This is a genomic window from Pseudaquabacterium rugosum, from assembly GCF_038066575.1.
Taxonomy (GTDB): domain Bacteria; phylum Pseudomonadota; class Gammaproteobacteria; order Burkholderiales; family Burkholderiaceae_C; genus Pseudaquabacterium; species Pseudaquabacterium rugosum.
Window position 1 is genome coordinate 1 of record NZ_JBBUTF010000051.1, and the last position, 677, is coordinate 677.

Below are 677 nucleotides of genomic sequence, written 5' to 3' on the forward strand. Positions count from 1 at the left end.
ATCACCAGCCTGGGCAGCCAGGTGGAGAAGGCGGGCACGTAGGTGACGAGCAGCAGGCAGACGCCGAGGGCGGTGTAGAAGGGCCAGATCGATCGCATGACCTGGCCGACGGAGATGCCGCCGATGGCACAACCGACGAACTGCACGGTGCCCACCGGGGGCGTGTTCAGGCCGAGGGCGCAGTTGATGAGCATGACGATGCCGAACTGCAGCGGGTCCATGCCGTAGTGCTGGGCGATGGGCATGAAGATGGGCGTGCACACCAGGATGGTGGGCGCCATGTCGAGGAAGGTGCCGAGGACGAAGAGCAGGACGTTGATCATCAGGAAGATGACCCACGGGTTGTCGGAGACGGACTGCATGAGCTCGCCGGTCTTCTGCGGCACCTCGTAGAGGGCGAGGAAGTAGCCGAAGGCCGACGAGATGCCGATGAGCAGCAGGACGACGCCGGTGGTCTTGCAGGCCTTGGCGCAGGCCTTGAGGAAGTGTTCGAGCGACAGCGAGCGGTAGACCGCGACGGTGACCAGCAGGGCCCAGGCGACGGCGATGGCGGCGGACTCGGTGGCGGTGAAGGCGCCCGAGAGGATGCCGCCGAGGATGATGGCCACGGTCAGCAGGCCGGGCAGGGCGGCGGTGAAGGCGGCGCCGACGAAGGCCCAGCCGGGAAACGGCCCGCC

Annotated in this window: 1 protein-coding gene; it reads right to left on the reverse strand. The window is 67.4% G+C overall.

Going from position 1 to position 677, the window contains the following annotated elements; all coding sequences use genetic code 11:
- Positions 1–677, reverse strand: a 677-nt coding sequence (locus AACH11_RS24730) for a TRAP transporter large permease (protein ID WP_341376960.1), incomplete at both ends; no start/stop codon positions are given.